Origin of the sequence: Mycobacterium colombiense (assembly GCF_001665835.1) — a bacterium.
Taxonomy (GTDB): Bacteria; Actinomycetota; Actinomycetes; order Mycobacteriales; family Mycobacteriaceae; genus Mycobacterium; species Mycobacterium colombiense_A.
This window is the reverse complement of the sequence record NZ_LZSX01000085.1, coordinates 39,886-58,025: the sequence shown is the minus strand read 5'-3', so window position 1 is coordinate 58,025 and position 18,140 is coordinate 39,886. Positions and strand designations below refer to the sequence as shown.

The 18,140-nt window shown below is 67.6% G+C and carries 15 protein-coding genes and 1 pseudogene; 10 read left to right on the top strand and 6 right to left on the bottom strand.

From position 1 onward, the window contains the following. Positions 1-7 precede the first annotated feature (7 nt). From A5760_RS20450 to ag85C, 6 genes and pseudogenes are all read left to right on the top strand, one after another. Positions 8-372 (top strand): annotated as a pseudogene (locus A5760_RS20450) (MMPL family transporter); the annotation flags it as partial. A gap of 28 nt (positions 373-400) precedes the next feature. Beyond that, a complete protein-coding gene (locus A5760_RS20445; RefSeq protein ID WP_064884123.1) occupies positions 401-898 on the top strand; it encodes a metallophosphoesterase family protein in 498 nt (165 codons plus the stop codon). Positions 899-965: 67 nt separating this feature from the next. Further along, positions 966-1,418, top strand: coding sequence for a MarR family winged helix-turn-helix transcriptional regulator (locus tag A5760_RS20440; protein ID WP_064884121.1), 453 nt, complete (start codon positions 966-968; stop codon positions 1,416-1,418). Then, positions 1,415-2,245, top strand: coding sequence for an ATP-binding cassette domain-containing protein (locus A5760_RS20435; protein WP_064884119.1), 831 nt, complete (start codon positions 1,415-1,417; stop codon positions 2,243-2,245). Before A5760_RS20440 ends, A5760_RS20435 begins: the two co-directional genes overlap by 4 nt. After that, a complete protein-coding gene (locus A5760_RS20430; RefSeq protein ID WP_064884117.1) occupies positions 2,235-3,053 on the top strand; it encodes an ABC transporter permease in 819 nt (272 codons plus the stop codon). Before A5760_RS20435 ends, A5760_RS20430 begins: the two co-directional genes overlap by 11 nt. Positions 3,054-3,287: 234 nt before the next feature. After that, a complete protein-coding gene (gene ag85C / locus A5760_RS20425; protein ID WP_064884115.1) occupies positions 3,288-4,313 on the top strand; it encodes a diacylglycerol acyltransferase/mycolyltransferase Ag85C in 1,026 nt (341 codons plus the stop codon). A gap of 57 nt (positions 4,314-4,370) precedes the next feature. Here the strand turns inward: ag85C and A5760_RS20420 are convergent, their stop codons facing one another. The 4 genes from A5760_RS20420 to A5760_RS20405 form a co-directional block, all read right to left on the bottom strand. Continuing rightward, the gene (locus A5760_RS20420; protein WP_064884279.1) at positions 4,371-5,057 is read right to left on the bottom strand and encodes a YoaK family protein; all 687 of its coding nucleotides are present in this window, start codon (positions 5,055-5,057) and stop codon (positions 4,371-4,373) included. 46 nt (positions 5,058-5,103) lie between these two features. Next, positions 5,104-6,453 carry a maltokinase N-terminal cap-like domain-containing protein gene (locus A5760_RS20415; RefSeq protein ID WP_064884113.1) on the bottom strand — a complete coding sequence of 450 codons (1,350 nt, stop codon included), beginning with the start codon at positions 6,451-6,453 and terminating at the stop codon, positions 5,104-5,106. A 55-nt stretch (positions 6,454-6,508) separates the two neighbouring features. Next, positions 6,509-8,281, bottom strand: coding sequence for a maltose alpha-D-glucosyltransferase (gene treS / locus A5760_RS20410; RefSeq protein ID WP_064884277.1), 1,773 nt, complete (start codon positions 8,279-8,281; stop codon positions 6,509-6,511). Between the two features lie 121 nt (positions 8,282-8,402). Next, positions 8,403-9,485 carry a S1C family serine protease gene (locus A5760_RS20405; RefSeq protein ID WP_064884111.1) on the bottom strand — a complete coding sequence of 361 codons (1,083 nt, stop codon included), beginning with the start codon at positions 9,483-9,485 and terminating at the stop codon, positions 8,403-8,405. Between the two features lie 173 nt (positions 9,486-9,658). Between A5760_RS20405 and A5760_RS20400 the strand changes: the two genes are divergently transcribed. Together A5760_RS20400 and A5760_RS20395 are read left to right on the top strand one after the other, a co-directional pair. After that, complete coding sequence (locus tag A5760_RS20400; RefSeq protein WP_064884109.1) at positions 9,659-10,078, top strand: TIGR03668 family PPOX class F420-dependent oxidoreductase; 420 nt, start codon at positions 9,659-9,661, stop codon at positions 10,076-10,078. A gap of 143 nt (positions 10,079-10,221) precedes the next feature. Then, on the top strand, positions 10,222-12,381 hold the full coding sequence (locus A5760_RS20395; RefSeq protein WP_064884107.1) for an elongation factor G-like protein EF-G2: 2,160 nt from the start codon (positions 10,222-10,224) through the stop codon (positions 12,379-12,381). A gap of 11 nt (positions 12,382-12,392) precedes the next feature. Here the strand turns inward: A5760_RS20395 and A5760_RS20390 are convergent, their stop codons facing one another. Then, on the bottom strand, positions 12,393-13,994 hold the full coding sequence (locus tag A5760_RS20390) for a FadD7 family fatty acid--CoA ligase (protein ID WP_064884105.1): 1,602 nt from the start codon (positions 13,992-13,994) through the stop codon (positions 12,393-12,395). 239 nt (positions 13,995-14,233) lie between these two features. On the opposite strand from A5760_RS20390, the gene oxc reads away from it, so the two are divergent. Next, the gene (gene oxc, locus A5760_RS20385) at positions 14,234-15,985 is read left to right on the top strand and encodes an oxalyl-CoA decarboxylase (protein ID WP_064884103.1); all 1,752 of its coding nucleotides are present in this window, start codon (positions 14,234-14,236) and stop codon (positions 15,983-15,985) included. Here oxc and A5760_RS20380 read toward each other — a convergent pair. Continuing rightward, positions 15,969-16,901, bottom strand: coding sequence for a LysR family transcriptional regulator (locus A5760_RS20380; RefSeq protein WP_064884275.1), 933 nt, complete (start codon positions 16,899-16,901; stop codon positions 15,969-15,971). The two genes, oxc and A5760_RS20380, sit on opposite strands and share 17 nt — an antisense overlap. Positions 16,902-17,300: 399 nt before the next feature. On the opposite strand from A5760_RS20380, the gene A5760_RS20375 reads away from it, so the two are divergent. After that, positions 17,301-18,056: a L,D-transpeptidase gene (locus A5760_RS20375; RefSeq protein ID WP_064884101.1), complete on the top strand. Its 756-nt coding sequence runs from the start codon at positions 17,301-17,303 to the stop codon at positions 18,054-18,056. Positions 18,057-18,140 lie beyond the last annotated feature (84 nt).

The following is an 18,140-nucleotide window of genomic DNA, read 5'->3' as shown; positions in this document are numbered from 1 at the left end:
TCACGCCATGGCCTGCGGGTTGAAGACCGGCATCATCCGCTCGATGGGCGAGACCGGTGGTGTCGTCACCTCGGCGGGCCTGGTGTTCGCCTTCACGATGATGTCGATGGTCGCCAGCGACCTGCGCTCGATCGGGCAGGCCGGCAGCACAATTGGTCTCGGCCTGCTGTTCGACACGCTGATTGTGCGTTCGTTGATGACACCGTCGATCGCGGCCCTGCTGGGGCGCTGGTTCTGGTGGCCGCATATCGTGCGGACCCGCCCCGCCAGCCATATGCTCCGGCCCTTCGGATCGCGGCGCCTGTTCGTTCCCTGCTGCTGGGTGAGGAGGCGGACACGCCAACGACCAGGCGCCGCGCAGCGGTGACATGAACGAATCCCGCTGGCGCAAGATGGGGCTGTGAGGCTGCTGCTGATTGCCGATACCCACATCCCCAAACGCGCCCGCGACCTGCCCGCCACGATCTGGGACGAGGTGGCCGAGGCCGACGTCGTCGTGCACGCCGGCGACTGGATAGCGGCGGAGTTCCTCGACGAGCTCGAGGGCCGGGCGGCCCGGCTGGTGGGCTGTTGGGGAAACAACGACGGCCCGGCCCTGCGGGCGCGACTGCCCGAACGCGCGGACGTGACGCTGGCGGGGGTGCGATTCACCGTCGTGCACGAGACCGGCGCCGCGACCGGACGCGACGCGCGGATGTCGCGGCTCTACCCCGACAGCCAGGTGCTCGTGTTCGGGCACAGCCACATCCCGTGGGACACCACCACCGGAACCGGATTGCGCTTGCTCAATCCCGGATCACCGACGGATCGCCGCCGCCAACCGTTCTGTACGTACATGACCGCGCGCGTCGAGGACGGCGCGTTGACCGACGTCGAGCTGCATCGTCTGCCCAGGTAACGGGTACATACCTGGCACATAGCTTCCCCACATAGATAGCTCGGTTACAGAGGTATTATGGGTGCATATGAAATCACGCACTGATGTGGCAGGCGAGCTGTTCGGTGTGGTCGGTAGGTTTCGCCGGCAACTCCGCAGGTCGGCCGGCCGTGGGTTCGATTCGTCGCGGCTTTCCGAGTCGCAGTCCGAGCTGTTGTGGCTGGTCGGGCGCCGCCCGGGGATCTCGGTCAGCGCCGCGGCCGCCGAGCTCGGGCTGGTGCCCAACACCGCCTCGACGCTGGTCACCAAGCTGGTATCCGGCGGCCTGCTGCTGCGTACGGCCGGCGACACCGACCGCCGGGTGTGCCAACTCCGGCTCGCCGAGCCCGCCCAGCAGGTCGTCGACGCGTCCCGCGCCACCCGGCGGGCGTTGCTGTCCGAGGTGATCGACGAGCTCGACGACGGCCAAATCGAGTCTTTGACAAAAGGATTGGAGGTCCTCGACACGATGACCCGAAAACTGCGAGAGCGGCGATCATGAGCGGATCGCTGCCGATGGCGGTCGACGGCCGCAACCTGACCTATCGCTATGGCCAGTTCACCGCCGTCGACGACGTGACACTGCAGGTACGGCCCGGTGAAACCATGGGCCTGCTGGGACCCAACGGCGCGGGGAAGACGACCCTGGTGCGCATGCTGACCACGCTGACTCCGGTGCAGCACGGCGAACTGCGCGTTTTCGGAATGGACGTGCGTCGCCGGACCACCGACATCAGAAGCAATATCGGCTATGTGCCGCAACAGCTTTCAATTGAGCCCGCACTGACCGGACGGCAGAATGTGCAGTGGTTCGCGCGGTTGTACGGAGTGCCCCGCAACGAGCGCGCCGACCGCGTCGATCAGGCGCTGGTCGCGATGGATCTCATCGACGTGGCCGACCGGCTGGCGTCGTCCTACTCCGGCGGCATGGTGCGCCGCCTCGAGGTGGCGCAGGCACTGGTCAACCGCCCTTCGCTGCTGGTGCTCGACGAACCAACCGTCGGCCTGGATCCCATCGCGCGCGACGGCGTGTGGGCGCAGGTGCAAAAGATGCAGGCGCAGTTCGGCATGACCGTGCTGCTGACCACCCACTACATGGAGGAGGCCGACGCGCTGTGCGACCGGGTCGCCCTGATGCACCGCGGTCAACTGCGGGCCGTCGGCACCCCCGACAGGTTGAAGGCGACCGTGTCGCCGTCGGCCACGCTCGAGGATGTGTTCCGCCACTACGCGGCATCCGGCCTGGACGACGAGGAAGATTCATCGGAAGCCAACGGGTCCATTCGCGAAATCCGTTCCAGCAGAAAGGTGGCGCGCCGTGTCGGCTGATAGCGCCGTGGCGGGCACCCTGATTCGCGCCCCGCGCGGCTGGCAACGAGTCGGCGCGCTGTCCAGTCGCATCGGAGCGTTCGCGATCGTCGAACTGCAGAAGCTGCAACACGACCGCACGGAGCTGGTCACCCGGATGGTGCAGCCCGCGCTGTGGCTGTTGATCTTCGGGACCACGTTCAGCCATCTCCATGTCATCCCCACCGGGTCGGTGTCGTATCTGGCGTTTCTGGCGCCGGGGATCATCGCCCAGTCGGCACTGTTCATCTCCATTTTCTATGGGATACAGATCATTTGGGACCGGGACGCCGGCGTGCTGGCCAAACTCATGGTGACGCCGGCTCCGGCGTCGGCGCTGATCACCGGCAAGGCGTTTGCCGCCGGGGTCCGTTCGGTGGCCCAGGTGGTCGGGGTGCTCGCACTGGCGTACGTGATGGGTGTCGGCCTGACTGTCAATCCGCTGCGGATCGTGGCGGCGATGGCCATCGTCATGCTCGGCGCCGCGTTCTTCGCCTGCCTGTCGATGACGCTGGCCGGCCTGGTGCGCAGCCGCGACCGCCTGATGGGCATCGGCCAGGCGATCACCATGCCGCTGTTCTTCGCGTCCAACGCGCTGTACCCGGTCGACGTCATGCCCGCTTGGCTGCACGTGCTGAGCAAGGTCAACCCACTCAGTTACGAGGTGAACGCGCTGCGGGCGCTGCTGATCGGCACGCCCTTCAACCCCGCGGACATCGTGGTGCTGGTGGTGGCCGCTGTGCTCGGAATCGTCACGGCATCAACGCTTTTGCGCCGCCTGGTCGCCTGATACGTCGCCGACGCGGTAGCGCATGCGCTACCACATCGCAAGACGGGCGTATCGTTCCGACAGCCGATCGTGATCCGACCGTGACGATTTCTGGGCGAGGCCCAATCGTTAGCTAACCGCGATCTGACATCCCGGCCGCGACAACCGAATTCGACCCTCTCGCTGTGTTTCACTGCCCGAGAACAGATTCGACCGCACCATGCGGCAGATGAAAGTTGGGATGGGTAGAGAGCTATGTCGTTCTTCGAAAAGTTGCGTGGCGCTGCGGCTACCATGCCGCGCCGACTGGCGATCGCGGCTATGGGGGCCTCCCTGCTGTCCGGTCTCGCCGTAGCCTCCGGCGGCTCCCCCGTCGCGGGGGCCTTCTCCAAGGCGGGACTTCCCGTGGAGTACCTCGAGGTGCCGTCGCCGTCGATGGGCCGCAACATCAAGGTCCAGTTCCAGGGCGGCGGATCGCACGCCGTGTACCTGCTCGACGGCCTGCGCGCGCAGGACGATTACAACGGCTGGGACATCAACACCCCCGCTTTCGAGGAGTTCTACCAGTCCGGCCTGTCGGTGATCATGCCGGTCGGTGGCCAGTCCAGCTTCTACAGCAACTGGTACCAGCCATCCTCGAGTAACGGGCAGAACTACACCTACAAGTGGGAGACCTTCCTGACCCAGGAGATGCCGCTGTGGATGCAGGCCAACAAGCAGGTTTCCCCGGCCGGCAACGCGGCGGTGGGCCTTTCGATGTCGGGCGGCTCCGCACTGATCCTCGCCGCCTACTACCCACAGCAGTTCCCGTACGCCGCCGCGCTGTCGGGCTTCCTCAACCCGTCCGAGGGCTGGTGGCCCACCCTGATCGGCCTCGCGATGAGCGACGCGGGTGGCTACAGCGCCAACAGCATGTGGGGTCCGTCCACCGATCCGGCGTGGAAGCGCAACGACCCGATGATCCAGATTCCGCGGTTGGTCGCCAACAACACCCGCATCTGGGTCTACTGCGGTAACGGCACCCCCTCCGACCTCGGCGGCGACAACATGCCGGCGAAATTCTTGGAGGGCATGACGCTGCGGACCAACCAGCAGTTCCAGAACACCTACGCGGCGGCGGGCGGACGCAACGGGGTGTTCAACTTCCCGGCCAACGGCACGCACTCGTGGCCCTACTGGAACCAGCAGTTGGTCGCGATGAAGCCCGACATCCTGCAAACGCTCAACACGGTCAACGCCGCACCGGTTAGCGCGCCCACCGCCAACCCCCCCGCGGCCTGAGGCCCAAGCCAGCATCGGCAGTAGCGCACCGGTCAGCGCTACTGCCGATGCTCTTTTTCACGCCTCGTCGAGCAGGGCCCGGCGATCGGAGTGGAAATACGTGTAGCCGGTGGTCAGTGCGCACCCGGCGGTGGCCACCACCAGCATCCACGTCCCGTTGACCAGCGTGCTGATGAAACCGCCCACCGTCGCGCCCACCGAGAAGCTGGCGAACAGCAGAAAGTAGCCCAGCCAGTCCGCCGCGGATCCGCCGGCGATGTGACGCTCGATCCCCTGGCCCATCTTCACCAGCGTGCCGGTCACGTAGCTCAAGGGGACCGACACCTCGCCGTCCTTGACGAACGACGTGTTCAACGCGCCAATCCCGAAGGCCACCAACATGATTGGCGCGAAGTCCAGCAGATTCTCTTCCCAGCCCTCGTCGACGACGTCGGCCACCGTGGCCGCCGCCAGGCTGAATGTCGTCAGCACCGTCGGGCCGTGCGGATGCGCCACCCAGAAATGCCGCCGGCAGACCGAGGCAACCACCACGCCCGCGACGAAGCAGACGATCAACACCCCCGCCGTGGCCGATAGCAGCACGTCGCCGCGGAAATACCCGAGCACCGCGCGCTGGGCGTTGCCGGTCATGAAGGTCACGAAGTAGCCGGCGGAGTGGGTGAAGGCGGTGGCCCCCAGCACACCCGCGAGCGCCGCCAGCACCCACGACAACCGCGACTCGCTGTTGTATATGTCCCTCAGCACACGCACATGCTTCCAGACGGCCGCGGCGCGCGCAGCGGACGCGAAGCTAGCCCGACAGACGAGCGATGGAGCGCAGCGGAATCGGCAGCCAGCCCGGCCGGTGGCGCGCCTCGTAGCCGGCCTCGTAGACGGCCTTGTCCAGCTCGTAGGCGGCCAGTAGCTGCGCCGAGTCGCGCGGATCGACCCCGGAGGCGGCCGCGTAGCCGTCGCAGAACGCCGTCCGGTTGCGCTCGACCCACTCGCGGGCGCGCGCCGCCAATTGCTTGTCGGCCCCCTGGTCCACCAGCGGCCCGTACGCGGCGTACTCGAACGACCGCAGCACGCCGGCCACGTCGCGCAACGGTGAATCGGGTGCGCGGCGCTCGTCGAGCGGCTGTCCCGGTTCGCCCTCGAAATCGATGAGCAGCCAGCGCTCCGGCGTGCGCAGCACCTGGCCCAGGTGCAGATCGCCGTGGATGCGCTGCACGGTGATCTGGTCGGTGACCAGCTTCTGGAAGCGCTCCTCTATCGTCGCCGCGTGCTCCTCGAGCTCGGGAACCAGGGCCACGGTCGCGGACAGCCGCGAGAGCACGTTGTCCACCGGGAAGGCGGCCTGCGCGGTTCCGAGGGTTTCGGCCAGGGTGGCGTGCACCGACGCCACCGCCTCGCCCAGGCGGTAGGACTCACCGGCGAAGTCGCCGCCGACCTCGTACGCGTACAGGTCGCCCTCGGCGAACAGGTCACGGACGCTGGCGGTGGCCATCGCCCAGCCTTCAGCGGAGTTGGCGGCGAATTCGGTCACCATGCCCAGCGGGCAGGCTGTGTCGGCGCTGCCGTCCGAACCCGTCATCTCGTAGGTCCCCAACAGCCGCGCGACGTGCGGGTTGCCGGCCCGGGCGAGCGCGCGGTTCAGCTCGATGTCGGGGTTGATGCCGCTGCTGACCCGACGGAAGACCTTGAAGATGGCGTCTCGATCGAAGATGACGCTGGTATTGGATTGCTCGGCATCCGATACGTGCGGCATCGCCTCCAACGGCAGCACCGCATCCGGTTCCTTGGCGAATTTCACCTCGGTGCCCGACGCGCTGCTGCGCGAGGCGGACGAGTCGATCAGCGAGAGCAGAAATTGCGGCGCTTGGGCGTCATACATCGCGTCGAAGGCGGTCCGGTCGTCGGCGGCGCCGATGGTCGCGACGCTGCTGTACTCGGAGACCGGTGCGGCGTCCCACCGCACGATCACCTGGTATTGGTGCCGGGAACCGTCGGCGTAGTCGGCGTCAACGAGCACCAGGTCGAGGCCGTCGTCGAGCGGGACGACCTCGCTTGCCTCCGCGCCGGTCAGTTCGCGGTTGCGCCCGGCGTACCAGCGTTGCTGTGGAAGCCACTCAGACCAGGGCAGCTTGGCCGGCTGTGTCATAAGCGCCACTCCTCATCATCGGCTCCGCTGCGCATCGTGGCGGCACGGGTGGAAATCATCCGTCCTCCTCGCATCCGGTCAGCTGGAACCAGTAGAACCCGTGTCCCGGCAGGGTGAGCAGGTAGGGCAGGTGACCGACGCGCGGGAACTCCACCTGCCCGGTCAGCTCGACCGGGATGCAACCGCTCCAATGCTGCAGATTCAGTTCGATCGGTTGGGGGAAACGCGACAGGTTGTTGACGCACAGCACAGTGTCACCGTCATCGGACACCTGCCGCACGAAGGCCAGCACGGACGGGTTTGAGCCGCCCAGCTCTTCGAAGGTGCCGATCGCGAAGGCCTCGTGACGGCGCCGTACGGCCAGCATCGTCCGGGTGAAGTTGAGCAGCGACGTGGAGGTGTCGCGCTGGGCCTCGACATTGACAGCCTGATAGCCGTAGACGGAGTCCTGGCTGGGCGGCAGGTAGAGCCGGCCGGGGTTGGCCTTGGAGAAGCCCGCGTTGCGGTCCGGCGTCCACTGCATCGGCGTGCGCACGCCGTCGCGGTCACCCAGCCAGATCACGTCGCCCATGCCGATCTCGTCACCGTAGTAGAGAACCGGCGAGCCGGGCAGCGACATCAGCAGCGCGGTGAACAGCTCGATTTGGTTGCGGTCGTTGTCCAGCAGCGGCGCCAGGCGGCGGCGGATGCCGACGTTGGCCTTCATCCGCGGGTCCTTGGCGTACTCGGAGTACATGTAGTCGCGTTCTTCGTCGGAGACCATCTCCAGCGTCAACTCGTCGTGATTACGCAGGAAGATTCCCCACTGCGCCATATCCGGAATCTCGGGCGTCTGGGCCAGGATCTCCGAAATCGGGAAGCGGGATTCCCGGCGCACCGCCATGAAGATGCGCGGCATCAGGGGGAAGTGAAATGCCATGTGGCATTCGTCGCCGCCGGTGGTGGCGTCGCCGAAGTACTCGACGACGTCGGCGGGCCACTGGTTGGCCTCGGCCAGCAGCACCCGGCCCGGGAATTCGTCGTCGATGACCTTGCGCACGCGCTTGAGGAAGGCGTGCGTCTCGGGCAGGTTCTCGCAGTTGGTGCCCTCGCGTTCGAACAGGTAGGGCACCGCGTCCAGCCGGAACCCGTCGATGCCCAGCTCGAGCCAGAAGCGGAGCACGTCGATCATGGCTTCCTGCACGGCCGGGTTTTCGTAGTTCAGGTCGGGCTGGTGGGAGAAGAACCGGTGCCAGTAGAACTGCTTGCGCACCGGGTCGAAGGTCCAGTTGGACTCCTCGGTGTCGATGAAGATGATCCGGGCGTCGGTGTACTTCTCGGCGGTGTCGCTCCACACGTAGTAGTCGCCGTACGGGCCGTCGGGGTCATGCCGCGATTCCTGAAACCAGGGATGCGAGTCCGAGGTGTGGTTCATCACCAGGTCGGTGATGACCCGGATCCCCCGCTCGTGCGCGGCGTTGAGCAGCGCGACGAAGTCCTCGACCGTCCCGAACTCGGGCAGCACCTTGTAGAAGTCCCGGATGTCATACCCGCCGTCGCGCAGGGGCGAGTCGTAGAAGGGCGGCAGCCAGATGCAGTCGATGCCCAGCCACTGCAGGTAGTCCAGGCGCCCCAACAGACCGCGCAGGTCACCGGCACCGTCGGCGTTGGCGTCGAAGAACGCACGGACCAGCACCTCGTAGAACACCGCGTGCTTGAACCACGTCGGGTCGGTGGGCAGCGCGGTGGCGTTGTTGAAGTCCTCGGCGTCTGGGTGCTCGACCACGCCGTCCTGGACGTGACTGCCACCTTCGGGATGGTGCTCGACAGCTTCTCTTGCGTCGTTCATCAAATCCACGATGCCACGGGTACCCTGGGCGCGACTTTCGGAATCACACCCCCACGTTTACGACGAAACACGCCCGCCAGCAAACGAATTCGCCACCGGTCGCGTCCCGTCGGCGCGGATATCAGGCCGGCGGTCCTTCCGCCAGGGTGATGTTGGCGATGCGGTCGCCACCGTCGTTGGACCGGAAATGCACCGCGATGGTGTCCCCGGGGTGGTGCGGGACGAGCACCTCGGTCATGGACGTCGCGCCGGTGATCGCGACGTTGTCGACACCGGTGATGAGGTCACCGGGCGCGATCCCGGCGGCGCCGGCGGGACCGGTGTTGACCACCCGTTGCACCCGCGCACCCGTGCCGTTGTTGTCCATCACACCCAGGCCGAGGAAGGCCGTCGGACCGATGTGCACCGTGTTCGAGCCGGCGCCCGAGCGGATCTGTCCGGCAACCCCCATCGCGCGCCCGATCGGGATGGCGAAGCCCTGCCCGCCCGACATCTTGTAGCTGTCGGTGGCGGCGGTGTCCACGCCGATCACCTGGCCGGCGTTGTTCACCATCGGCCCGCCTGAGTCGCCCGGCTTGATCGGGGCGTCCGCCTGGATCAGACCGCCCAGGCTCTCCTGTGCGCCGGTCAGCGTGTCGGTCGCCGAGACGCTCTGGTTGAGCGCGACGACCTTGCCCGTCACCGCGTTGGGCGTGCCGCCCTGGCCGTTGACGTTGCCGAGCGCGACGATGGGCTCGCCTATCGTGGCCTCGCCGCCGATCGCGACGGTGGGAAGGCCGGCCGCACCGCGCAGTTGCAGCACCGCGATGTCCTGCGTGCGGTCGTAGCCGACCACGTCAACGGCGTAGGTCTGCCCGTTGCCGACGTCGAATGCGCTGATGTCGGTGGCGCCGGAGATCACGTGGTTGTTGGTCAACACGACGCCGTTGGGATCGATCACGATGCCGGTTCCGGCGCCGACCGCGTTGTTGTAGCCGAATTTGGTGTCGATGTTGACCACCTGCGGCCCGACCTGGCCGACCATCGCCGACGGGTCGAGCGGCGCCTGGGGACGGTCGGTGAACCGGTCCAGCGCAAAATTCGACGGCGCCGCCGACGCCGGCGCGAGGCCCACCCCGGACCCCAGGCCGACGCCCAGTCCAACCACGGTCAGCACGCTGACCAACCATGACCACAAGACCGGGCGGTGCTGCGATTTGCTCATCGGTGTCACCCTCCTGCTTCGCGGTAAAGAACAAACTGTCCCGGCCTCAGGATCTTGGCGGCACATTTGTGTGTATATAACCGTAATGCAGGTAGCTATGCACGGCATGTGTCAGGTCTGGCGAGCCTCGTCGGCTTCCCGTCCCTATTTGCCGCTCGTTCTAAGCTGACCCGGTGGGCGAATTCGACCCCAAGGCCAGCTTCACCCGGTCGCCGGTAGCTCGGCTGGCCACGGTCGCGCCCGGTGGCCTGCCCCACCTGGTGCCGGTGGTCTTCGCGGTCGCCGCCGACACCGGCGACGTGGTCTACACGGCCGTCGACGCGAAACCGAAAACGACGCGGCGGCTGCGCCGTCTGGCCAACATCGACGACAACCCGCGGGTGAGCCTGCTCGTCGATCACTACGCCGAGGATTGGACCCAGCTGTGGTGGGTGCGCGCCGACGGTCTGGCCACCGTCCACACCGACGGCGACGCCGTTGATCTCGGCCGCCGCCTGCTGCGCGCGAAATACCCTCAATACCAATTGGTTTCGCTGGACGACGGACCGGTGATCGAGGTCGCGGTGCAGCGTTGGTCCAGCTGGCACTACTGAGCGGCGCCCGAAAGCCGCAGCGCGCCCCGCGCTCCTGATCTGTCCCGACGGTCTTGTGGTCAACCGAAGTTGGGTGAATGGTAGCTAGATAGGTGCTTGCTAGGTCAGCAACGGCGCGCCCTGGGCAACCTGGAGGAAAGGTCATGGCCGACAGGACAACTAGTTCCCAAGGAGCGGGCAGCGCTCCTACCGCCAACGGTCCGGACGAAATTCGCAACGTCGTGCTGGTGGGGCCGTCGGGTGGCGGCAAAACCACACTCGTAGAAGCCCTGTTGGTCGCCGCCGGTGTGCTCACCCGGAGCGGCTCGGTCGCCGACGGCAGCACAGTCTGCGACTACGACGATGCCGAGATCCGCCAACAGCGGTCGGTGGGCGTCGCCGTGGCGTCCCTGTCGCACGACGGCGTCAAGGTGAACCTGGTCGACACCCCCGGATACGCCGACTTCGTCGGCGAGTTGCGGGCCGGGCTGCGCGCCGCGGATTGCGCGCTGTTCGTCATCGCGGCCAATGAGGGCGTCGACGAGCCCACCAAATCGCTGTGGCAGGAATGCAACCAGGTCGGCATGCCCCGCGCCGTGGTGATCACCAAGCTCGACCACACCCGCGCGAATTACTCCGACGCGCTGGCCGCCGCGCAGAATGCGTTCGGCGACAAGGTGTTACCGCTCTACCTGCCCACCGACCTGCCGTCCTGCCACGGCCTGATCGGACTGCTGTCGCAGACCCGTTACGAATACACCGACGGCAAGCGCACCGTGCAGCCACCGAATCCCTCCGACGCCGAGCAGATCGAGGAGGCGCGCGGCGCCCTGATCGAGGGAATCATCGAGGAATCCGAGGACGAGTCCCTGATGGAGCGCTATCTCGGGGGCGAGGCCATCGACGAATCCGTGCTCATTCAGGACCTGGAGCGCGCCGTCGCCCGGGGGTCGTTCTTTCCAGTGATCCCGGTCTGCAGCAGCAGCGGCGTCGGCACCCTGGAATTGCTGGAGGTCGCGACGCGCGGCTTCCCGTCACCGATGGAACACCCACTGCCCGAGGTCTTCACACAGGTCGGTGCGCCGCACGCCAGCCTGAAGTGTGCCGCGGACGCACCGTTGCTCGCGGAGGTGGTGAAGACGACGTCGGACCCGTACGTGGGCAGGGTCAGCCTTGTCCGGGTGTTCTCCGGCACCATCAGGCCCGACGCGACGGTTCATGTGTCGGGCCATTTTGCGTCGTTCTTCGGCACGCCCAACGGCGATGGCCACGCGCACCCCGACCACGACGAGGACGAGCGCATCGGGGTGCTGTCCTTCCCGCTGGGCAAGCAGCAGCGCCCGGCGACGGCCGTGGTGGCGGGTGACATCTGCGCGATCGGCAAACTGAGCCGCGCCGAAACCGGTGACACGCTTTCGGACAAGTCGGAGCCGTTGGTGTTGAAGCCGTGGACCATGCCCGAGCCGCTGCTGCCGGTCGCGATTGCGGCGCACGCCAAGACCGACGAGGACAAGCTGTCGGTCGGACTGGGACGGCTGGCCGCCGAGGATCCGACGCTGCGGATCGAGCAGAATCCCGAAACCCACCAGGTCGTGCTGTGGTGCATGGGCGAGTCGCACGCGGGCGTCGTGCTCGACGCGCTGGCCAATCGGTACGGCGTCACCGTCGACACCGTGGAGCTGCGGGTCCCGCTGCGAGAAACGTTCGGCGGCAAGGCAAAAGGCCACGGCCGCCACGTCAAGCAGTCCGGCGGGCACGGCCAGTACGCGGTGTGCGACATCGAGGTGGAGCCCCTGCCGGAAGGCTCCGGGTTCGAATTCGTCGACAAGGTGGTCGGCGGAGCGGTGCCGCGGCAGTTCATTCCGAGCGTGGAGAAGGGCGTTCGGGCGCAGATGGAGAAGGGCGTGCATGCGGGCTATCCGGTGGTCGACATCCGCGTCACCCTGCTCGACGGCAAGGCGCACAGCGTCGACTCGTCGGACTTCGCGTTCCAGATGGCGGGCTCGCTGGCGCTGCGCGAGGCCGCCGCGGCGACCAAGGTAGCGCTGCTCGAGCCCATCGACGAGATCTCGGTGCTGGTGCCCGACCATTTCGTCGGTGCGGTGATGGGTGACCTGTCCAGCCGGCGCGGCCGGGTGCTCGGTTCCGACACCGCGGGCCACGAGCGCACCGTGGTCAAGGCCGAGGTACCGCAGGTGGAGCTGACCCGCTACGCGATCGACCTGCGGTCCCTGGCGCACGGCGCCGCCTCGTTCACCCGTTCGTTCGCCCGCTACGAACCCATGCCGGAATCCGCGGCCGCCCGGCTGAACGCCACCGTCTAGAACCCCGTCTTTCAGGCCTTGCGGCCGAACTGCTCGGCCACCGCGCGGCGGTCCAACGAGCCCTTGGCGGTATGCGGCAGCTCGCCGGCCTGCTGGAACTCGGCCGGCACCTCGAAGGGCGCCAGCCGGTCACGGCAGAACGCCGCCAATTCGTCGGCCGCCGGCGCGGCCGATCCGCGGGCGACGATCACCGCGGCCACGGTCTCGCCGTACAGCTTGTCCGGCATGCCGAACACGCCCGCCTCGAGCACGTCGGGGTGGGTGGCCAGGACGCCCTCGACGCGCTCCGGCGAGATCTTCTCCCCGCCCCGGTTGATGAGTTCCTTGATGCGGCCACGGATGACGAGGTCACCGGCCGGCGACAGGGTGCCCAGGTCGCCGGTGTGCAGCCAGCCCTGGGTGAAGTTGGCGGCGGTGATGGACGGGTCGCCGAGGTAGCCGCGCACCACGGTCGGGCCGTGCAGCCACACCTCGCCGACAGTCTCCGCGGGCAGCTTCTGACCGTCGGGCCCGACGATCCGGATTTCCGGTCCGGTCGAGCGGCCGACGAGACCGGGTGTGGCACCGGGGTTTTCGCTGCTGCCCGCGCCCCCGATGGCCGTCGTCGCCACCTGGTGGGTCGACTCGGTCATCCCGAACGCGCACACCACCGGTGCCGAGAACGTGTCGTGCAGCGCCTGCGCCGTTTCGGCGGTCAGCGGCGCGCTGCAACTGCGGATGAACCGCAGGGCGTGCGTCCCACCCGGCTGCTCCGTCCTGGCGCGCTCCAGCAAGATCTGATGGATCGTCGGGACGGCGGTGTACCAGGTGGCCCCGACGGCCTCGATGTCGTCCCAGAACGTGTGCGCCGAGAACTTTCCGCGCGCGGGCAGCAACACCGCTCCCCCGGACACCAGGGTGCCCAGCAGTGCGGCGAGCAGTCCGTGCCCGTGGTAGAGCGGCATCACCGCCACCGTCGCGTCCCGGGGACCGAGCCCGTAGCCGGCGATGATGGCCGCCACCGAGCGGGCGAGGTTGTGGCGCGTCCAGGGCACCATCTTTGGGACACCGGTGGTGCCGCCGGTGAACATGATCATGGCGTCGTCGTCGCGCAGCCCCTCCGGCGTGGACACGCCACGCGCGGGTGCCGCGGTGACATCCAGGCTCACCGCGGCGGGGGCGTCGGACCCGACGCTCACCGCGATCGGCCACCACGGCAAGCCATCTGGTGCAGCCGTGTCGCTGTCGGCGTCGGCGGCCTGGTCGACGAGCACCGCCCGGGCGCCCACCGCCGCGCTGCGGGCGCGTTGCTCGGCGACGGGCAGGGCCGGATCCAGCGGCACCACAATGAGATCCGCGCGCGACCCGGCCAGCAGCCCGATGACGAATTCGGCATTGCTGCCGGCGCGCAGCGCGACCCGGTCGCCCGGGAGCAGGCCGCCGGCCTTCAGCTGGGCGGCCAGATCGTCCACCAACCGGATCATCTCGCGGTAGTTGACCGATATGCGCCCGGCGGTGACGACCAGCGCCCGCGCCTCCGGCGACCGGCGTGCCGCCGCCTCGACCAGATCGGCGATGCCGGGGCTGGCGGATTCCGTGGACCCCTCGCCGGTGGTGATCGCGTCGGTTGTCATCGCCGCATTCCTTTCACTCTTGCTACCGATGCCACCCTGCCGGGCGGCCGTTCGGTGCGCCAATATCGATCCGCTCACGATTGATAACCGGCGGCTATTGATTCGCGCTAGCATCGCGCTGACCTGCCACGATAGACGATGTAAATCGCTGGATAGTGCCCTCGTCTTGGACACGTGGGGTGCGCTGGGGCCACAGTGATTGCCAAGGCAGTACCGCACAGCATCCGAGGAGTCGCCACATGTCCACCGCTTCGGCATCTCCGGACCCGACGGGCCTGACCGACGGCTTTCACCTTGTAGTGGACGCGCTGAAGGCCAACGGCGTCGAGACGATCTACGGCATCGTCGGCATCCCGATCACCGACCTCGCCCGCGTCGCGCAGGCGTCGGGAATCCGTTACATCGGTTTTCGGCAGGAGGCCTCGGCCGGCAACGCCGCGGCCGCCGCCGGATTCCTCACCCGGCGTCCCGGCGTCTGCCTCACCACGTCCGGGCCCGGCTTCCTCAATGCGCTGCCCGCGCTGGCGAACGCCACGACGAATTGCTTTCCGCTGATCCAGATTTCCGGCTCCAGTAATCGGGCGCTGGTGGATCTGCAGCGCGGCGATTATCAGGACATCGATCAGCTCAGCGCCGCAAAGCCGTTCGCCAAGGCGGCCTACCGGGTCGGCCGGATCGAGGACATCGGGCGCGGCGTCGCGCGCGCCATCCGTACCGCGGTCTCCGGCCGGCCCGGCGGCGTCTATCTGGACATCCCCGGTGAGATCCTGGGCCAGACGATGGACGCCGCCGCCGCGGCGCACACCGTCTGGCGGGTGATCGATCCCGCACCCCGGCAGCTGCCCGCGCCGGACGCGATCGACCGCGCGCTGGGTGTGCTGGCCCACGCGCGGCGGCCGTTGATCGTGCTCGGCAAGGGTGCGGCGTATGCCCAGGCCGACAACGTGATTCGGGAGTTCGTCGAAGCCACCGGGATTCCGTTCCTGCCGATGTCGATGGCCAAGGGCCTGCTGCCGGATTCACACCCGCAGTCCGCCGCGGCCGCCCGCTCGCTGGCGATCTCGCGCGCCGACGCTGTCCTGTTGGTCGGCGCCCGGCTGAATTGGCTTCTGGGCCATGGGGAGTCACCGCAATGGAACCAGGACGCCAAATTTGTGCAGGTGGACATCGCCGCGTCCGAGTTCGACAGCAACCAGCAGATCGATGCGCCGCTGGCCGGCGACATCGGCTCGGTGATGTCCGCGCTGTGTGACGGCGTGGCCGCGCGCCCGATCACCGCGCCGACGGACTGGGTCGGCGAACTGGCCGAGCGCACCGCGCGAAACGACGCCAAGATGAGCGAGCGGCTGGCCGAGGATCCGCACCCCATGCGGTTCTACAACGCCCTCGGCGCGATTCGCTCTGTGCTGCAGGACAACCGGGACGTGTATGTCGTCAACGAGGGAGCCAACGCGCTCGATCTTGCCCGCAATGTCATCGACATGGAGCTGCCGCGGCACCGGCTGGACACCGGAACCTGGGGCGTGATGGGCATCGGCATGGGCTACGCCGTCGGCGCCGCCGTCGAGACCGGCAAGCCGGTGGTTGCGATCGAGGGTGACAGCGCATTCGGCTTCAGCGGCATGGAGATCGAGACCATCTGCCGCTACCGGCTGCCGGTGACCGTCGTCATCCTCAACAACGGCGGCGTCTACCGCGGCGACGAGGCCACAGCCGGCGCGGCGGCAACGGGATCCGATCCGGCCCCGACCGTGCTGAGCGCCCGGGCACGCCACGAGCTGCTCGCGGAAGCATTCGGCGGCAACGGATATCATGTCACCACCCCGTCGGAGTTGCGCGCGGCGCTGACGGAGGCGATCGGCTCCGCGGCGCCGTCGCTCATCGACTGCGAACTCGACCCGGCGGCGGGCGTGGAGAGCGGGCACCTGTCCAACCTGAACCCGGCCAGCGCGGCCAGCCGACCGCCGGCCGCGGTCAGCGCCGGCGGGTAAGGCCCAACAGCTGAGCGTCGAAAAACTCGTTCAGCGAAAGCCGTCCGGCGGACGCGGCCAGCGCGCGGGCGATCGGCGACCCGGGTCCGCTCGAGTTGGTGGCCAGGGCGACATCGGCTTTGAGCACCGGATCGACCATCTCCACCGCCCGGATGTCCGGCCCCAGCGGCGACGTCCACAGCCACGTGTGGGGCACGATGGATGCCCAGTTGCCCGCCGATGCCTGCGCGAATAATGATGCGACGGAATCGGTTTCGACCTGTGGACTGACGGTGATGGAATGGTCGGCGAACGCCTTGTCGATGATCTGGCGATCGCGCATGTCGGGGGTGAGCAACGCCAGTGGGAGTTGCGCGGCCTCCGCCCAGGTCATCGTCGCCGCGCCGGATCCCACCATGTCCGCGGGCGCCAACAGCACGTAGCGCTCCTGGTACAGCGGAACCAGGTTCGCGTCGTGAGCCTCGTCGGGCGCCGCATGCACGATGGCGGCATCGATCTCGAACTCGCGCAGGCGCCGGTACAGTTCGGTGGCCGCCAGCCGGGACAGGATGTGCACCTTCACCAACGGATGCGCGGAACAGAACGCCGAGAGCACCAGTGACGCCGTCGTGGACGCGGTGGGAACGGTGCCCAGCCGCAGGGTTCCGGTGATGCCCGAGCGCACGGCGTCCACTTCGGACTTGAACGCGTCGTGCTCGGCGAGAATCCGCCTGGCCCACACCACCAACCGCTCGCCTTCGGGCGTGAGCCCCTCGAAGCTGTGCCCGCGGTTGATCAGCGTGACGTTCAGTTCTCGCTCCAGCTTGGCGATCGCGGCCGACAACGCCGGCTGCGAGACGAAGCATTTCTCGGCCGCCCGGGCGAAGTGCCGCTCGGAAGCGACGGCGACGAAATATTCCAGTTGACGGAAGAGCACCCGCACTCCTCGGGTTCGGGCTTCGGCCTTGGGGCGCCGATCCCGCTGAGGCTAACTCGTCGCCGGCGGGCGGGCCAAGCCGAACGTTTGGGCCACGACTTCGGCGGCTATCCCTATGAATTCGGTTGATTGGGCGGGCCGGAAGGCCGCAGCTGCGAAAACCGCAGTATCGGTGCCGGTTTCACGCGATCGCGGCCCGAGTTCGGTGCAATGGCCGCAGGCGGCATCACGCGCGGCACCACCCTCATTCCGCTGCGCCGGCGCGGTTGAACTCAATCGGTGCTCGAATCGTTACCGTGGCGGCGGGGCCGACCTGTCATTGTTTGCTGAAACCGGTGGTCAGTGGGTAACCAGTAGAATGTCGATGTGTTGATCGCACCATCTCGAAGGGTGGACGCTATGCGTCGGGGTGTTCGTTATCTATTTGTTATGGTCGCGATCACGGCTGTGGGCCTGGTGGCGCCGGTCGGTCGCAGCACCGCCGCCGTGCCGCTACCACAACCAGACGCCCAAGTCGCCTCGATTTTGCCCGCTGACGGCGCCGTGGTGGGGGTGGCCCACCCTGTCATGGTGACGTTCACCGCGCCGGTGGCCGATCGGGCCGCCGTCGAACGATCGATCCATGTCACGTCGCCCAGCGGCACCCCCGGGCACTTCGAGTGGATCCAGAACACCGTTGTGCAGTGGGTTCCCAACCAGTATTGGCCCGCCCACACCCACGTGTCGGTTGGCGTGCAGGCCCTGTCGACGGGCTTCGACACCGGCGATGCGCTACTCGGGGTCGCCAGCATCTCCGAGCACACCTTCACCGTCAGTAGGAACGGAGAGGTGCTGCGCACCATGCCCGCGTCAATGGGCAAGCCCAAGCGGCCGACCCCGATCGGCAGCTTCACCGCCCTGGAAAAGGAGCGCACCGTGGTGATGGACTCGCGGACCATCGGCATCCCGCTCAGTTCCCCCGAGGGATACAAGATCACCGCCCAATACGCCGTTCGCGTCACCTGGAGCGGCGTCTACGTGCACTCGGCTCCGTGGTCGGTTGATTCCCAGGGCAACGCCAACGTCAGTCATGGCTGCATCAACCTCAGCCCCGACAACGCCGCCTGGTACTTCAACCAGGTGAACGTCGGCGATCCCATTCAGGTCGTGGCCTGAGCGCCAACGCCACACCCCGGGCCCCGGCTCACCCGGCGCGGACCGACTACGGTGTGACAGTCGTCACAACGGTTGAACGGAAGC